The sequence below is a fragment of the Corynebacterium sp. ES2715-CONJ3 genome, from assembly GCF_024814365.1.
Lineage (GTDB): Bacteria > Actinomycetota > Actinomycetes > Mycobacteriales > Mycobacteriaceae > Corynebacterium.
Genome location: NZ_JANUXS010000002.1, coordinates 294,914 through 310,450 on the forward strand (window position 1 = coordinate 294,914; position 15,537 = coordinate 310,450).

A 15,537-nucleotide genomic window follows, 5' to 3' on the forward strand; every position below is an offset into this window, starting at 1 on the left:
GTCATGATAGCGGAAAGTGAAGATAGTTTCTAGGGCAAAAGTCATATTTCAAATAGCGTCAGTTGGCGTCTAGAGATGCCCTAGGTCAGCGTGCAGTTTGAGCTTCCTCCCTCTATTGGGGAAAAGGGGGTAAAAAATGCTACCCCCATTTCCCCAATGGAATTAGGATGACAATCATGAACGCCCCCGATCTCTTTAGTCTGCGCAACCCCTACAACCTTGGTTACCTGGAAGAAAAACTCGTCCGCACCGGAGTCATCCCCTCGCTTATTTATCGAGCTAAAACAGGGTCAACTAATACCGATCTTGTAGAGCTAGCGAAGCAGGGAGCCCCCAGTGGAACGGTATGCCTGACAGATCATCAAAGTGCGGGGCGAGGGCGTATGGGTCGGAGTTATGAAGCTCCCTACGGCGCACAGTTGACCGCATCCATCCTGATTCGCCCTCATCGAGCAGCCATTGAGCGGTTGGGAGTCATGCCCCTCGCAGTAGGCGTGGCCCTTTGCGATGCTCTGGCATGGCCAGGGGTTCGACTCAAGTGGCCCAATGATCTCATTATTGAGGATGGAGAAATAAGTAGCGAGGATAACGGTGCAGGTGCTAGTGCTCCTGGCAGCACTGATGACTCCGCGCTCGCCTGCTCCAAGCGCGGTGGCGCTGCGAGAAGCGAAGATATCGCGCAACGACTTCGTGCTGGTGCTGCTGCGGTTCCAGTGAGCTCCTATGGGGGAGCGCGAAAATTGTGCGGGATCCTTGCGGAGGCTGTTTCTCTGGGGAAAGAACCAGCGGTGGTCATCGGGTTTGGTCTCAATACCGCAATGCGTCGTAGTGAATTGCCGGTAGAGCATGCAACGTCATTGGCTTTAGAGTCTATTCCTTTTGATCGCGATGACCTTGCGGTTAAGGTGATCCGTGCACTGGTTCGCCGGTTAGAGCAGTGGGAATGCGGTGATGAAAAGTTGCTCGCTGATTACCGGAGCTTATCAGCCACGATTGGGCGCGATATTAGGGCGATCGTCCCAGGGGATCGCGAGATATTGGGTGTGGTGCGCTCGATCGCAGCCGACGGTCAACTGGTTGTCGACGATGGCGTGGGCACGCACCATCATTTGGCAGCGGGGGACGTAACACATTTGCGGTTGCGGGAGTGATAGCTGCACTGTGCCTTAAACTAAGGGGATGATGAGTATTCGTTTGGCGCCGGGGGAGCGCGTCTTCATTGATCTAACGAGTCCGCTGAGCGCACTATTCTTCCCGCTTCTCGAGATTCTTACTGTAACCGGGTTAGCGTGGATGGCAATCGGGTATTTGGACCGGCCAGAATTGAGTGGAACTTATGATCCAAAGATTCGAAACCTCATCGTGCTGATGTGGGCAGGGGTCGTAGTATTCCGCCTCGTTACTAAAATTGTCACCCTACGGAGGCGTCGTATCATCGTTACGGAACACAGGTTGCTCCTGCGCGAAGCTGGGTGGACTAGCAGCATCTTTAGCGCCCCGATCGAGCAGGTTCAGGCTGTTGACCGCCACCGCAATACTATTCGGCTGATGCTGCGCGGTCAGCAGCGTGCATTCTCGATGACCCACGTACCCCAAGCGCGCCGCGTCTTTGCTGTTCTAGAGGACCTTATTCATCGCTAATAATTCTTGTCTCAATCGCTTGTGGCAACCAGGCGGGCTGTTTAGAGTTACAAGGTGTGAGCTATCAAACACCTGCAGATTCATCCCGCGCTGCCCATGCCAGTGGAATGCCCATTATTCTAGTCATCGGAGACGGGCAACTAGCTCGAATGATGCATACCGAGGCAATCGAACTGGGCTTATCCGCCCGCATACTGGCCGCTACCGATCAAGCGTCGGCAGCCCAGGTTAGCCGCGATCTACACATTGGCGATTATCTGTCCTATACCGACCTTCAAAACAGCGCAACTGGGACTGATGTGATCACCTTTGACCACGAACATGTCCCCAATGATTATATCCATTCGTTACTCGACGAAGGTTATGATGTACAGCCCCGACCGCACGCACTCATATACGCTCAAGATAAGCTACTTATGCGCCAGCGACTTTCCGATATGGGCGCCCCCATCCCTCCTTTCGCCGCAATCTCCTCGCGTGACGACGCCCGCGCCTTCTACACCCGAGTCAATGGTGCGGTCTGCCTGAAAGCGCGCCGTGGTGGTTACGACGGTCATGGAGTGTGGTTTCCCAGAACTGTGACTGAGTTGGAAGAACTCGTGGATAAGCTGAGAGCTGAAGGGGTTGAGCTCATGGCTGAGGAGAAAATTGCACTGAGCCGGGAATTATCAGTTCTTGTTGCGCGAACCCCCAGCGGCGAGGTCAAAGCCTGGCCGGTCTCGCAGTCGGTACAAGAGAACGGAATATGTACCGAAACCCTCACGCCCGCACCTGGGCTGAGTGAGAAACACAGCTCCGAGATCAAAAGCCTAGCGCAATATATCGCTACAGAATTACGTGTGACCGGGGTGCTCGCAGTGGAACTTTTTGCAACTGATAACGGCTCAGTTGAGCCTACAATTCTCGTTAATGAGCTAGCAATGCGTCCGCATAACACCGGACATTGGACCCAAAATGGGTGTGTCACGAGTCAATTTGAACAACATCTGCGCGCGGTCCTGGATTATCCTTTGGGTGATACTGAACTCACCGCACCCGTGATCGGTATGGCCAATGTCTTAGGCGCCCCTGCTGACCCCGATCTGCCCATGACTGCGCGTATGAAGGCAGTATGGCGTCGGTATCCGACGGCAAAGATCCACCTCTACGGTAAGGATTACCGGCCTGGCCGCAAACTTGGCCATGTAAATATCGCAGGTGACTCAGCTGACGACGTTCTTCAAGCCGCCCGCAATGCAGCTCATTTCCTTAGCACCGCCAGCTGGATGGACTAACATTTGTTGAGGCTTTTAGAAAATCCTTTTAATGACATAAGGACGTGCATATGAAACCCCTCGTTGGCCTTATCATGGGCTCAGATTCAGACTGGCCTACAGTCGAACCAGCCGCCAAAATTCTCGCCGACTTCTCAGTCCCCTTCGAAGTGGGGGTGGTCTCAGCGCACCGAACACCAGACAAGATGCTTGCTTACGCAGAGCACGCTCACACGCGAGGACTCAAGGTTATTATTGCCTGTGCTGGCGGCGCAGCTCATTTACCCGGCATGGTCGCGGCCGCAACACCGCTACCCGTCATTGGGATACCAAGGGCACTCGATACTCTAGATGGGATGGATTCCCTCCTGTCCATCGTCCAAATGCCAGCTGGAGTGCCTGTGGCAACGGTGTCCATTGGTGGCGCAAAAAATGCTGGCTTGCTCGCTGTACGAATGCTAGGGGTAGATGACTTCGAACTTGTAGAAAAAATGGTCCAATTCCAGCGAGAAATGCGCGAGGAAGTGGAACGAAAAGATGAGCAACTAAGATCTCGCCTGCTTGGATCCTAGATCTATTGGGGCGTCGGGTGCCCCCGACGCCCCAATAAAATTACAGGTGCTCACGTCGTCACGAATAGCGAGGCTCCACAATGACCGAGATTGAATATGCCTCCCTCATCTATCAAGCAATCAGGCCATGGACGTCTGGATATACGGTGAAAACGGTCTATGTGCGCGTCGGAGCATTCAGACGTGTGGACCCTTTTAAGCTGGAAAACGCTTGGGTATATACAACCTTTAGAACGCGAATGCGCGGCTCGCAGCTAAAAGTTCAGTGGACAGATGCCACCATCGAATGCGAGCGGGGTCATTTTAGAGTTGTAGACATAAATGATCTTGAGGACCTCGATTGCCGTTTTTGCGACTCGCCTACCATAGTCTTGTCGGGAAATGAGCTCGTGGTAAGCTTCATCGACCTGGACGGTCGCCATATCTGCGGTCCCATCCGCATAGAAGACTAAAAGGAGCATGGGCGCGGGTAGAGGGAAACTGGCTGGCACCAAGGGACTGCCCTAGCTCACGAGTAATTATCCACAGTTTTGACCGCTGTTTCGGTTTCCTGTTGTTGCCTACGTACACGGTCCATAGCGTGGATATTATGGCACCGACATTATCTCGATACGCAGAGTATGCAACCCAAGCGGCTGGTCTTCTTTTGAGCATCAAAGCAGAAACACCAACATGGGAGAAGCTTAGTGGCCTTCTAGGAATGGCTCGACATGAGGCGAGTCTTTTGATTAGGAACGCCGCATTTTTTACCCCTGAACAACTTCAGTGGGCCCTAGAATCAAAAGTTTCGATGAGTAAACTGTCTCTAATTGCCAAATATTGCAGAAAAGTGTCCAATCGAGAAATCGATCGCCAACAATTGTGCTGGCAGTTCCTTCGCGAATCTTCTTCCTCGAGTGCCGATGAAATGCGCGAGTATCTTGCCGGGTACGTTGACAAGCTCAACGAGAAGGCTAACAAGCCGCGGCGCGAGTACACCCGAATTTCCGCTATCCCAGACCACGACGGCATGCGTTATGCCATGCTCAAATTAACCGACGCTCATGCGGCGCTCTTGCAGAATATGACAGAGCAACCGGCCAAAGAAATATTAAGCCGTGGAGAGGCTTATACCCTCGAAGAGGCGCGCACGCGTGTGATCATGGCTCTGATCTCAGGGGATAGCCAGCCTCAACGAGATGACAGCAATCCTCTTGATCCCCGGTATCGGCCCTTCATCTTGATTCCTTTTGCGGAGAAGGCTTGCAACGTCGATGGCACCTTAGTTACTAGTGACGGAGTGATTGTCGATATAAGGGCCCACGCTAATACCTATCTTGCTCCTATGGGCTATGCTGCGATCGCCTCACGTCTAGAGTCTGGACATATCGAGATCAGCGAACCGATCGCCATTGAGCAGCGTTATGCTACTCAGAAGCACAGACTTACTCAGGTGGTCAGTCATTTGATCTGTGCGCATCCCGACTGCAGGATTACCGCCAACCACTGCCAAATGCACCATATTGTATGGCATGCAGGCGGCGGCAAAACGGAGAACCGTAATCTCTGTCCGTTGTGCATGCGCCATAATAAACTCAACGACGACCATCCTCGGCAAACCGTACATGGGCGAATCGATATCGATGTCGATTCGGGACGCATTGGGCACCATAGAAAAGGAAAACCGCTCCGATTTAATCGCGCTCCCGCTATTGAGAAGGGCTTTGCTGCGGTGGGACGTCGAATTTTAAATTCAGATTTACGAGACGCGCGCGGACATATCCGGTGTCATTGCCACGAATTTTTCGAATCGGTCGAGATTGATAGTGAACAGCTAAAGAGCTGATAACTAAAGTATTTAGAAAAACTAGCGGCCGCTGAATGCGCGGACGGCCACGACCGTAGTGATGACGCTAAGTAGTGCCAGGACCGCAGGCCATAACGCGGGTTCAGGTTGCAATAAATTCAATGCGGCCTGAATGACAAAGAGCACCGAGAAAAAAGCTAAGAATCCAATAATTGCTTGGTGGACTAAAGTTCTCCTCTTATTCGGGTTTTGCATATATGTTATTTCACCCCTCCCGCGGTCAGACCGGAGACGATCCGGCGCTGGAAAGCGAGGACCATGAGGATCAAGGGAATGGTCACTAGGGCACCAGCCGCCATGACGGAGGAGTAGGGATAGTCGTAGTAACTCTCGCCGGAGAATCGTGCAATAGCCACCGTGACTGGCTCAGTAGCACTCGTCGATAGTTGGTTAGCCAGCATAAATTCGTTCCACGTTGCGATAAATGCGAGGATTGCGGTGGTAAACAGAGCTGGGGCAGCTAAGGGTAACAGAATGATACGGAAAGCTTGACTTTGCGTCGCCCCATCAATGCGCGCTGCCTCCTCGAGTTCCCACGGTAGTTGGCGAAAGAAAGAGGTTAGAGTGTAAATCGCCAACGGAAGTGCGAAGGAAATATTGGGAATAATGAGAGCTTGATACTGTCCCAGCCATCCCAGATTGCCAAATAGCTGGAATAGTGGTGTTACGAGGGCAATGCCAGGGAACATGCTGGCTGCCAAAATGATCCCAGTGACGTACCCTTTGCCTGCGAAATCAAGACGCGCGAGGGCATAAGCGGTAAAAACTCCAATGGAAAGCGCCACGAGTGTGGTTATCACGGAAATAAAAAGAGAGTTAACTATAGCCGCCAAGAAGTTGTTGCCCTTGTCGGTAGAGAGTGCCTCGGTGAAGTTCTCAAGTGTCACGTGCGTTGGCCATGGGGTGGTGTCGAAGGTGTGATCCTTGTGTCTGAACGCAGTGATGAGCATCCAATAAAAGGGGGAGAGACCCCACACCAAGATAAGAAGAACGCCAAAGTAGTCGCCAACATGTTTACGCATGGGAATCTCCTGACGTAGGGGTCATTATTTCTCTTTCCTCTATTGGGGTGTCGGGGGACCCCGACACCCCAATAGAGGAGGGCAGTTTAGCTTTGCTTCCACCCAAATCAGCGCCGAGAACTTTAATCATAAAAAATGCGACCGCAAAGATTAGGAGGAAAATCATCGTCGATAATGCGCTCGCCGAGTTGAAATTATTTTGGCGCATATCTTCCACGACGAGCTGAGAGATCGTTGCGGTGGGAGAGTTGGCACTCGGCGAGATGAGAATTACCGGCAGATCATACATCCGTAGAGCGTCGAGAGTGCGGAAAAGTATAGCGACGAGCAGTGCGGGTTTGATTAGCGGAAGTGTGATGAAGCGGAAAGTCTGCCAGCGCGTGGCTCCGTCTACGCGGGCCGCTTCGTAGACATCATTGGGCACCATCTGTAGACCCGCGAGAATGAGTAGCGCCATGAAAGGGGTAGTCTTCCACACGTCAGCAATGATCACGGCCGTTCGGGCAGCCCACGGGTCGGTAGTCCATGAGATGGGCGTCGATAGGAACGTATTAACTATGCCCCGGTCGGCGAAGATGAATTGCCACAATTTCGCGGTCACAGCCGTTGGAATCGCCCACGGGATGAGGACGGCGGCGCGAATCAGTGCGCGTCCTGGTATATCTCGGTGCATAATGATCGCCATCGCAATTCCAAGGAGAATTTCGAGGATAACGGTCACGCCCGTAAAAAATACCGTATTGCCGAGGGCAGGCCAGAAGTCTGTGGCGAGCACTCCTGGGGGACACGTCGCTATTTCCCCAGATGGCAGCATGCACCGTTGCTGAATCCAGTAACTGTAGTGGCGTAGACCAGCAAACCCTCCTTCGACAAAGAGACCAGTTTGTGGGTCGAGGTGCTTATCGGCCTGAAAACTCAGGTAGATAGCCCGCATGATCGGATAGCCGATAACGATAGCGAGAACGGTGAGTGCGGGGGCGACAAGCAGGCCCGCATGGCGCGTAGGTGGAGCCACGAGACAGAGTCCTTTTTCTTGGTGCTAAAACGCTCAAACACTGCCAGAATGGGCAGGGTTTGAGCGATAGCTTAGCAGGGCTTAGGCAGCCATTACCGACGCCTCGACACAGCGGGCAACTAACCTGCTGCCCGAATGGCGGCTTCCATATCGCGCGCGGCGTCGTCGACGGACTTCCCATCCGTCAGGGCCGCATAGGCGTTATCTTGGATGGCCTTGGAAATAGCGGGGTAGAACGGGGAGGCCGGACGTGGCACCGCATTTTCTAAGGAAATCTTTAGTGCCGGCAGATAAGGATACTTCGCGATTAAATCGGCATCATCATAGATTGAAGCCAGAACTGGAGGGAATGATTTCTCTGCGAAATAACTCTGATTCTCAGCACTTGTGATGAACTCAATGAAATCCTTCGCTGTTTCTTTGTGCTTAGAATTGACGTTGATGCCGTTATTGAGCCCCCCGAGGGTGGACACTCCCACTCCAGACTTGCCCACCAGCGGTTGAACTTCCACGCGACCCGCGACCGTGGAGTCATTGTCTTGGGCCATATCGTACATATACGGCCAATTGATAGCGTAGGCGGTTTCGCCAGCAAGGAAACCTAAATGAGTTTCTTGCTCTGTTGTGGATGTTGAATTCTTAGCGATCACGCCGTCCTTATAGGCATCGACAAGCGCTTGCATACCTGCTTTAGCTTCATCCGTGGCGACGGCAGGAGAACCATCCTCATTGAGAATATGTCCGCCCCAGCCTTCGATAAAGCCAGCTGCGTTAACGGTGAGTCCTTCGTACTGCTTGAGCTGCAGAGTGAGGCACTCGACATTCTTTTCTCTGGCTAATTCGCAGGAATCGGTCAGTTCCGCAAAATTTTTGGGTGCGGTTGGGACGATCTTGGTATTACGGAACAAAAGTTGGCCGTTAGTATTCTGGGGCATCGCATATAAGGTGCCTAAGTAGGTCGCAGAGTCAACGGTTGGTTTCAGCAGTTTTGATGTATCCACCGCGAGTTCCCCTTTAAGCGGTGCAATCCACTGATTCGCCGCGAATTCGGCTGTCCAAATAACATCCAGCGCCATCACATCGATATCATCGCTACCAGCCTGTAGGTTCTGCACAAGGAAATCGCGCTGGTCACCAGCTTCGCCAGCTAGCTCTTTCATGGTTACTTGCTCGTCGGGATGCGCTTGATTCCATTTATCTACGATGGGAGCAAGCAGTTCGGTGTCTAATTTGCCAAGCGCATACGTGATCGGCCCACGGGCGCCAGCGGTAGCAGGTGTGGGGGCGGCGGAGTTTGTGGTGGTCGTTTCATCAGAGCAGCCGGCGAGTCCGAGTGACCCAGCGACGCCCAGAGCTGTAAGAAACGCTCCGATTCGGAAATTGTGACGAGTATTCATGAGTATTGCCTTTCCAGGGGATGGGGAGACTCTCCTTCAGAATCTACTGAGCATCCTCCCTACCGCGCACCCAATTACGAGTAATGGGGTGAATTTTGGGGGTGAATATCAGTGTATTTTCCAACACAGGGATTTTGCCGCGCGTGCTTTAATTGGAGTAGTCCAGCGGTTAGCAGTGATAGTCCCAGTTGATCTCTGTTCCTTTACCCCCGCGAATTGCCCCCATTTTCTCAATATGTCTAGAGATCTAAAGAGACTTTTTCGCTCTCTCGTATATGGGCCAGCCGCTCAGCTGACACCAGGCCATTGATTAGGACGACGCTGCCTAATGCCGCAAAGGGGGAAAGGATGGCCTGATTGAAGCCCTCTGCATCTTTCCACCCTCGACTAAGCACACGAGCCTCGTGGGGAATTGTATGGTGGGCGAGAGTTTTCAGGTCGGGGCTGGGTTGTGAGAATGAATCGCCATGGTAGCGAACGGTAGGGCCGAAATCAATGGCGCCCTCGGGCAAATCGCTCCCTATTTCCTTCACCCCGCGGCCAAAGGGGTCGTTGGTGACCAAGACAATATCACCATCGAATTCAGCGCTAAATGAGCGTGGAGGCGCAAAGATTACGTCAGCTGCATCCGGGTCTGCGAAAGGCTCGTGTGGGTCGAGAAAACGATAGGGAATCGAGGCCGTAATAGAGCCGAGAGCAATGCATACCGCTTGCCACGTGCTAGGCAGCGCTATGCCAATTGTTTCGGATTCGTTGAGATCGAGCTCGTCGATAAGCATATTTGCAACCTTATTAGCCCAATTATCGAGAGTTTGGGCAGAAAAGTCGAGCCGAGCTCCAGTGGTCTCGTCGTAGGTACTCAGACGTGGGATTGCGGGGTTGGCTGTGATAAGAGGGCTGAGTAACGGCACAAATGATCCTTGAAGGTCTAGTGGTGAAGGGCTAGTTAACGCAGCGTGGGCTATCGCCACCTGCATCGATCTGTGGGGAGTCCGCAGCATCATTGACGACGCTTCCAGGATCGTTGCTTTCTGGCTCTGCGGTATTGCTGTTCACGGGGGCACCCGGTTCCCCAATTGGGGCGGAGTAGTCACCCCCGGCGATCACGACGATCCCCTCATACGCGAGCTCAGGATCCTCCACTACCGGCACTCCGCCGAGAGCTTTGGCGATCTTGCGGGCAGTTGAGTCGTTGAGGTTTCGGGTGATTACCTGGGTGCGATCGTAGCGGCCTATCTCAGCATTACCCACGTCGGCAATGGTGAAGCCTTGTTCGGTAAGGTAAGCGCCAGCGCCAGCTGCGAGTCCGGACTGTGCTGAAGCATTCAGTACCTGGATGGGCGTCGGATCTTTCTCAGCGGGACCCTCGTCGGCCGCCGGAGTATCGGCTGGGTCGGCCGGTTCTTCGTCGGTACCAAGAAGTGCCTGGAAAAAGGCTTTGACCTCGTCAGGGTCAATCGTAACGACAGATTCTCCATAGTCTCCGACACCGTCGATATCGGCCACTGGGATGGTATTGAAACGCACATTACCCCCAGCCAGATCTTGCAATTGGGTGGCAAAGCTTATCACATCCCAGTCTTCGTCGATCACCACTGAGCGGGTGACAGCTTGACCTAGCTGGGCTAGTTTACCCGGGCTCGTGAGGGTGCCCGTAGAGAGAACTTTATTGACGAGAGAGGCCATATACGCTTGCTGACGAACGATGCGGTCGAGGTCGCCTCGGGGCAGTCCATGTCGTTGGCGCACGAAAGCCAGGCCGCTACCACCAGAGAGCGTCTGGACTCCAGCAGGGAAGTCGGCGCCAGAGAATTCGTCGTAGACGGCATTGTTAAGACAAACATCGACTCCACCCACAGCATCGGTGAGCAAAACAAAACCCAGCAAACCAATTTCCGCATAATGATCAATGGTGACTCCAGCTAGGTTAGTAACAGCATCAATTAACCCATTGCGACCAGCCTGCTTGGATTGGCTTTCGAGTTCTTGCTCGTCGACAATTCCAGCATTAAAGAGTTCGGTGCGTTTGATTGCCTTATAGCCGGCGTACACACCGTTAATTTTGATATTGCCCAGCTCAGGGTCTGCGATATAGGTGTCTCGTGGAATGGAGATCGCAGTGGCTGATGTCCCATCATTGGGGATGCGGATGAGCATGATGGTGTCAGTATTATCGGCTTCTTCGTCGCCAGCGTGTAGTAGCTCGATCTCTTCAGGGGTGAGGGGATTGCCTTGCGCATCCGTGCGTGAGTCGGATCCGACAAGGAGGATATCGATAGCGCCATCGAGTTTTTCTTCCTTGACTCCCTGGTCGCCGCCAAGTTCGAGTGAGCCTGCGGATGCGACGGAGTTTCCCACACGCCCCACAGTGGCGTAGCCCACGCCAGAAATCGTGAGGACCGCAGCGGAGATAAAGGCGAGCAGCACCTTAACTACCCCAGGGCCTTGCTGGGCGGTTTGGGGTAGGTAATGAGGGGCGGGGCTGATATCGCGGACGGGGCGCTTTGGGGTGGTGCTCACGGTGGTTAAAGTCTTCCTCGATCGAGATTTAATAATGGTGTTGAGTTTAGCCGACGCGACACGCCGCGAGTACCCGACGGGCGGGTTCGGGCACTAAACTTAGGCCTTGTGAATGAGCCGATTGCAGTAGTGACAGTGACGTTTTCCCCAGGGGTATATCTGAAGCGATTTATCGACTCCCTTGAATCGGCCACAAGCGACGGTTATGAACTCATTCTGGCCGATAATGGGTCTGTCGACGGGGCGCCTGAGCGCGCTGCAGCTGACAATACGAGGATCACTTTCCTGCCCACTGGCGGAAATCTCGGCTATGGGAGCGCCATAAACGTCGCCTATGATCATCTGCTCACGCTTCGTGAACGCCGTGAACGCCGTGAACATGATGAACGCTCCGAACACAGAGATATCAACCACGGAGATATCAACCACAGAGCAATCAACAGCGAGTATTTTCTCATTTCTAACCCAGATGTGGAATTTCAGCCAGGTAGCATCGACGCTCTGCTTAACTGCGCCCGTCAGGCGCGGGAGCGGGGAGAAAAAGTGGCTGCTGTCGGGCCTCTGATTAGGCAGCTGGATGGGACGGCGTATCCCTCGGCACGTGCGATCCCGACATTATCTAATGGGATCGGACATGCCCTCTTTGCCTCTATGTGGCCCGATAATCCATGGAGTAGAGCTTATCGGAATAATGCAGTCATGGATCGGCAGCGAGAAGCTGGGTGGCTGTCGGGTTCTTGTTTGCTGGTGAGCTTCGATGCCTTTGCAGAGGTCGGTGGTTTTGATGAACGGTACTTTATGTATATGGAAGATGTGGATCTAGGCGATCGCTTCGCGCGTGCAGGCTATGTCAATATCTTTTGCCCCGACGCCGAAATAACGCACGCAGTAGGGCATGCGGCAAGCAAATTGCCTGAGAAGATGTTGCCAGCACACCATGATTCGGCTTATCGCTTCCAAGCTGATCGGCATCCAGGTTTCGCAAATCTGCCGATTCGATTTGCCCTGTGGTTGGGTTTAAGGCTGCGATCAATAATTATGGTTCAGGCTGCGCGTCACCGCCGCGATGGTGTCGATGGTGGGTAGCATAGCCATGATAACGCTAGAAAGGCTTCTCCTTTCAAGCCTTGGATCAAGGCTTGGTCTAGTGCTTGGTCTAAGGCTCGGTCTGCAGCGGGTGGTCGCGCGTTGCTGGGATATGGGCGGATGCAATTTTTTAGCGTTGAAGAACAATGAGGAGGTTTGAGGAACGTGGATGGATCGGCGGGATGGGGCGAGACAACCGATGCTGTTGTTCTTGTCGGCGGCAAGGGTACCCGGTTGCGTCCTTTGACGACGCACACCCCAAAGCCTATGCTGCCAACGGCAGGAGTGCCGTTTCTCGCACACCTTCTGGCTAGAATTAAGGCCGCAGGGATTACCCACGTCATCTTAGGAACCTCCTTCAAAGCCGAGGTTTTTCAAGAATATTTCGGTACCGGCGAAGAGTTTGGTCTAGAGATTGAGTATGTCTTTGAGGAAACCCCACTTGGAACGGGTGGCGGTATCCGCAATGTCTATGAAAAACTGCGCCACGACAATGTCATCGTTTTCAACGGTGACGTCTTAGGTGGCACAAATTTGGAGGCCATTCTCGAGGCTCATAGAGCTAAAGACGCCGATCTCACCATGCACCTCGTTCGAGTGTCGGATCCACGGGCGTTTGGATGCGTGCCCACAGACTCCGCTGGTCGAGTGTTGAAGTTTTTAGAAAAAACTGAAGACCCGCCAACAGACCAGATCAATGCTGGCTGCTATGTGTTTAAAAAAGAAATCATCGAGCAAATACCGCCCAATAGAGTCGTGAGTGTGGAGCGCGACACCTTCCCTTTGCTTTTGGAGCAAGGGCGAAAATTTTACGGATTTGTCGATACCGCGTACTGGCGAGATATGGGCACCCCGGACGATTTTGTGCGCGGATCCTCTGACTTGGTGCGCGGAATCGCTTATTCGCCACTCCTGGCAGGTAAAAATGGGGAATCCCTGGTTGATCCTTCAGCGCTCGTGCGAGAGGGCACGCTTTTACTGGGTGGCACAGTCATTGGGCGCGGTACCGAAGTGGGAGCCGGGTGCCGTTTAGATGATGTGGTTGTTTTCGATGGAGTCACCATTGAACCTGGTGCAATCATTGAGGATTCGATCATTTCACACGGGGCTCATATTGGCGCCAACGCCCGCATCAAAGGTTGCGTTATCGGTGAGGGTGCTCAGATCGGTGCCCGCTGTGAGTTGTTAACGGGGATGCGGGTATGGCCCGGAGTGGTCATTCCTGATGGTGGAATTCGTTTTTCCTCCGATAGTTAGAGCGGTCGCTGCAGTAGCGCTGCCTATTCGAGGAGCACTAATTAGTGCTATGGCCTGATGCTATGGCCGGGTGTTTTTTAAGGGTACTTGCGATAATTATTGGGGGTAGGCACAAGATGTGGTACCCCCATAGTGACCCCCGCGATGCGCCGGCATGTTAAAGCTGTGGCGTGTGTGATCTATGAACTGCATAAATCAAAATGCTTCGCAGGAGATGCGCTCTTTAGCTTGACGACATCTTGTGTCACCGTGTTGAATCTCAAGTATGTTATTTGCCAGGCCTCGCTTCGGCGCATACGCAAAGAATTGTGCTATGTAGGCGCAAGTCTCTCCGCGTGGCGAATATACGCATAAACCGTTAAAGACTTATTGATTTACTATGAGCAAAGGAGGCTGGCGTGGAAGATTTCGCTGGCAACGCCGCGCCTCATCCCCGCTCGCACCGCGATCTCGGCCTCGATTCTCTATTCGACGCCATCGAACAAGAGTGGCAGGAACAGGCACTGTGTGCTCAAACCGATCCTGAAGCTTTTTTTCCCGAAAAGGGTGGATCTACCCGCGAAGCAAAGCGTATTTGCCAAGCATGTGAAGTGAAAGATGACTGCCTCGAATACGCTCTCGCCCACGATGAGCGATTTGGAATTTGGGGTGGACTCTCGGAACGTGAACGCCGCCGCTTAAAGCGAGAGATTAGTTAGACGCCACCCCATATGCTCTCGTGAAGAGAACTAACGGTGCACACATCCAATTTAAGCCTCCACACCCTCGTATACGAGGCAGGGGGCTATTATTAACTCTCCATTGAGGTGTCTTCAAAGAATCTCGAGGGGTACCCCATATCTATCTATAGGGGTCGAAAGTGCTTGAGGCCTCACAGGGGAAGATCATCCGGGGTGAGGTTGAGATATTCGGCGACGAGTCGACGAAATATCGTTGTCAGTACTTCATTAAGTTCTAGACGCGAATCTACACGCTGCTCAATTGGCATGCGGAAAAGCACAATTCTCGCTCTGGTCGCATGGCCGTCGCGATCCACGCCCGCCGAAATCAGGCGTGCTAGGGGTACAGGCCCATCGGCCACGATATCGCGTGGAAAGGCCTGAAAATCAGTATTCAACCGCATCCGAGGAATAATGTCCACCGCGATATCTAACATGCTTAGCTGGTCGAAATAGTGTTCCTGAAAAGGGGCGTAGGCGTTTAAGATATCAGCATCAAAAAGCTCGCGGCGGTTCCGAAATCGGGGCAGCGCGGGCGGCAAAAGCGGACCGCGAACGCCATGTCCGTGTCGATCGCGTCGAATTTTTCCCTGGTGCATACCGTTTAGGGTATCGGGATCGAGCTTCTGGATGCTAAGGGCGCGCCGTAGGATGAAAAAGCTCAAGTAAAGGATTAGACTTGCCAGTTGTGAATCAGATTCGTCGTTGCTCTCGCCCAGGCTGCGGTCAGGTGGCCGTAGCGACGTTGACCTATGCCTATGCACACTCCACCGCCTATGTCGGTCCCCTCATTGCCAACAGCGATCCGCATTCCTGGGACCTATGCGAGCGACACGCCGCTAAAATTACTGCTCCAAAAGGCTGGGAGATGGTGCGCGTTGATGCCCCCGAGATTGGCGAAGATGATCTGACCGCCTTAGCTGAGGCTGTCCGAGAACAAGGCAGGCTGCAATCTGGTTTATTACAAGAGGCTCAACTCAATCAATCTCCAGGGGCCGAATTGGCTCCACACCATCCAGCCAAACGTGGTAAAGCAAAGGCTGCCGAAAAAGCACAGCGCAGAGCTCACTTATCTCTCGTGCCTGATGCCGAAGACACGAGCAGCGACGCGGATTAAGCAGATTCAGAAAATTCTTAGCCTAGTGAAGAACTAGCGCACACTCTCTGCGCATCGTAGAATGGTGGATTGTTTTTAATCGCTTGCGATTA

17 protein-coding genes are annotated in these 15,537 nt (G+C 53.2%); 10 read left to right on the top strand and 7 right to left on the bottom strand.

Features of this window, described 5'->3' with window-relative positions:
* The first annotated feature begins 176 nt into the window (after positions 1-176).
* From NXT00_RS03570 to NXT00_RS03595, 6 genes are all read left to right on the top strand, one after another.
* Positions 177-1,151: a biotin--[acetyl-CoA-carboxylase] ligase gene (locus NXT00_RS03570; RefSeq protein WP_259158082.1), complete on the top strand. Its 975-nt coding sequence runs from the start codon at positions 177-179 to the stop codon at positions 1,149-1,151.
* 28 nt (positions 1,152-1,179) lie between these two features.
* Positions 1,180-1,641: a hypothetical protein gene (locus NXT00_RS03575; protein ID WP_259158084.1), complete on the top strand. Its 462-nt coding sequence runs from the start codon at positions 1,180-1,182 to the stop codon at positions 1,639-1,641.
* 56 nt (positions 1,642-1,697) lie between these two features.
* Positions 1,698-2,915, top strand: a complete 1,218-nt coding sequence (locus NXT00_RS03580; protein ID WP_259158086.1) for a 5-(carboxyamino)imidazole ribonucleotide synthase — start codon at positions 1,698-1,700, stop codon at positions 2,913-2,915.
* 50 nt (positions 2,916-2,965) lie between these two features.
* Positions 2,966-3,466 carry a 5-(carboxyamino)imidazole ribonucleotide mutase gene (gene purE / locus NXT00_RS03585; protein WP_259077190.1) on the top strand — a complete coding sequence of 167 codons (501 nt, stop codon included), beginning with the start codon at positions 2,966-2,968 and terminating at the stop codon, positions 3,464-3,466.
* 80 nt (positions 3,467-3,546) lie between these two features.
* On the top strand, positions 3,547-3,918 hold the full coding sequence (locus tag NXT00_RS03590; RefSeq protein WP_259158087.1) for a hydrogenase maturation nickel metallochaperone HypA: 372 nt from the start codon (positions 3,547-3,549) through the stop codon (positions 3,916-3,918).
* A 137-nt stretch (positions 3,919-4,055) separates the two neighbouring features.
* Complete coding sequence (locus NXT00_RS03595) at positions 4,056-5,291, top strand: HNH endonuclease signature motif containing protein (RefSeq protein ID WP_259077187.1); 1,236 nt, start codon at positions 4,056-4,058, stop codon at positions 5,289-5,291.
* A gap of 21 nt (positions 5,292-5,312) precedes the next feature.
* On the opposite strand, the gene NXT00_RS03600 is transcribed toward NXT00_RS03595, so the two are convergent.
* From NXT00_RS03600 to NXT00_RS03625, 6 genes are all read right to left on the bottom strand, one after another.
* Positions 5,313-5,507: a hypothetical protein gene (locus NXT00_RS03600; protein ID WP_259077186.1), complete on the bottom strand. Its 195-nt coding sequence runs from the start codon at positions 5,505-5,507 to the stop codon at positions 5,313-5,315.
* A 5-nt stretch (positions 5,508-5,512) separates the two neighbouring features.
* Complete coding sequence (locus NXT00_RS03605; RefSeq protein ID WP_259077185.1) at positions 5,513-6,334, bottom strand: carbohydrate ABC transporter permease; 822 nt, start codon at positions 6,332-6,334, stop codon at positions 5,513-5,515.
* Positions 6,327-7,349, bottom strand: coding sequence for a carbohydrate ABC transporter permease (locus tag NXT00_RS03610; protein ID WP_259158090.1), 1,023 nt, complete (start codon positions 7,347-7,349; stop codon positions 6,327-6,329). Before NXT00_RS03610 ends, NXT00_RS03605 begins: the two co-directional genes overlap by 8 nt.
* Positions 7,350-7,468: 119 nt before the next feature.
* A complete protein-coding gene (locus tag NXT00_RS03615; RefSeq protein WP_259158093.1) occupies positions 7,469-8,746 on the bottom strand; it encodes an ABC transporter substrate-binding protein in 1,278 nt (425 codons plus the stop codon).
* Positions 8,747-8,985: 239 nt separating this feature from the next.
* Entirely contained in the window at positions 8,986-9,657 is a 672-nt protein-coding gene (locus tag NXT00_RS03620) for a TIGR03089 family protein (RefSeq protein ID WP_259158095.1), read from the bottom strand.
* Positions 9,658-9,688: 31 nt separating this feature from the next.
* Positions 9,689-11,266, bottom strand: coding sequence for an LCP family protein (locus NXT00_RS03625; protein ID WP_259158097.1), 1,578 nt, complete (start codon positions 11,264-11,266; stop codon positions 9,689-9,691).
* Between the two features lie 108 nt (positions 11,267-11,374).
* Here NXT00_RS03625 and NXT00_RS03630 point away from each other — a divergent pair, with 108 nt between their 5' ends.
* The 3 genes from NXT00_RS03630 (at position 11,375) to NXT00_RS03640 (ending at position 14,307) form a co-directional block, all read left to right on the top strand.
* Positions 11,375-12,352, top strand: coding sequence for a glycosyltransferase family 2 protein (locus NXT00_RS03630; RefSeq protein WP_259158099.1), 978 nt, complete (start codon positions 11,375-11,377; stop codon positions 12,350-12,352).
* A gap of 165 nt (positions 12,353-12,517) precedes the next feature.
* Entirely contained in the window at positions 12,518-13,609 is a 1,092-nt protein-coding gene (locus NXT00_RS03635) for an NDP-sugar synthase (RefSeq protein ID WP_259077179.1), read from the top strand.
* A 398-nt stretch (positions 13,610-14,007) separates the two neighbouring features.
* Positions 14,008-14,307, top strand: a complete 300-nt coding sequence (locus NXT00_RS03640) for a WhiB family transcriptional regulator (protein WP_310470282.1) — start codon at positions 14,008-14,010, stop codon at positions 14,305-14,307.
* A gap of 173 nt (positions 14,308-14,480) precedes the next feature.
* Here NXT00_RS03640 and NXT00_RS03645 read toward each other — a convergent pair whose 3' ends face one another.
* Positions 14,481-14,927 carry a metallopeptidase family protein gene (locus tag NXT00_RS03645; protein WP_259077766.1) on the bottom strand — a complete coding sequence of 149 codons (447 nt, stop codon included), beginning with the start codon at positions 14,925-14,927 and terminating at the stop codon, positions 14,481-14,483.
* 89 nt (positions 14,928-15,016) lie between these two features.
* Here NXT00_RS03645 and NXT00_RS03650 point away from each other — a divergent pair, with 89 nt between their 5' ends.
* A complete protein-coding gene (locus NXT00_RS03650) occupies positions 15,017-15,445 on the top strand; it encodes a DUF3499 domain-containing protein (protein ID WP_259077178.1) in 429 nt (142 codons plus the stop codon).
* Positions 15,446-15,537 lie beyond the last annotated feature (92 nt).

Excerpts from the sequence above, each read along its gene's own strand:
- NXT00_RS03570 (WP_259158082.1), top strand. The coding sequence starts at position 177 with ATGAACGCCCCCGATCTCTTTAGTCTGCGCAACCCCTACAACCTTGGT.
- NXT00_RS03575 (WP_259158084.1), top strand. The coding sequence starts at position 1,180 with ATGATGAGTATTCGTTTGGCGCCGGGGGAGCGCGTCTTCATTGATCTA.
- NXT00_RS03600 (WP_259077186.1), bottom strand. The coding sequence starts at position 5,507 with ATGCAAAACCCGAATAAGAGGAGAACTTTAGTCCACCAAGCAATTATT.
- NXT00_RS03595 (WP_259077187.1), top strand. The coding sequence starts at position 4,056 with ATGGCACCGACATTATCTCGATACGCAGAGTATGCAACCCAAGCGGCT.
- NXT00_RS03645 (WP_259077766.1), bottom strand. The coding sequence starts at position 14,927 with ATGCACCAGGGAAAAATTCGACGCGATCGACACGGACATGGCGTTCGC.
- NXT00_RS03605 (WP_259077185.1), bottom strand. The coding sequence starts at position 6,334 with ATGCGTAAACATGTTGGCGACTACTTTGGCGTTCTTCTTATCTTGGTG.
- NXT00_RS03590 (WP_259158087.1), top strand. The coding sequence starts at position 3,547 with ATGACCGAGATTGAATATGCCTCCCTCATCTATCAAGCAATCAGGCCA.
- NXT00_RS03615 (WP_259158093.1), bottom strand. The coding sequence starts at position 8,746 with ATGAATACTCGTCACAATTTCCGAATCGGAGCGTTTCTTACAGCTCTG.
- purE (WP_259077190.1), top strand. The coding sequence starts at position 2,966 with ATGAAACCCCTCGTTGGCCTTATCATGGGCTCAGATTCAGACTGGCCT.